A 263-nucleotide genomic window follows, 5' to 3' on the forward strand; every position below is an offset into this window, starting at 1 on the left:
GATCCACAACGAAACGCCGTTAATCATGCTCTACCTCGATATTGACAACTTCAAGAATATCAATGACTCGCTGGGCCATCACATTGGCGACAAAGTGATCAAAGAAGTTTCTTCACGCTTAAAACGCTTGTTACCTCAACAAGCAGTATTGGGCCATTTAGGTGGTGACGAATTTGGGATAATCCTACCTGAACCAGAGAATAATCGTATGGCAGAAATGCTATCCGAACGGATTATTTCTCTTATTAATCAGCCATTTGATT

Annotated in this window: 1 protein-coding gene; it reads left to right on the forward strand. The window is 41.1% G+C overall.

Annotation, left to right across the window (positions count from 1 at the left end):
• Nucleotides 1–263: GGDEF domain-containing protein (locus tag AYW76_RS18735; protein WP_156489114.1), on the forward strand; the 263-nt coding region annotated here is incomplete at both ends.

It is taken from the genome of Marinomonas gallaica (genome assembly GCF_001639745.1).
Classification (GTDB): domain Bacteria; phylum Pseudomonadota; class Gammaproteobacteria; order Pseudomonadales; family Marinomonadaceae; genus Marinomonas; species Marinomonas gallaica.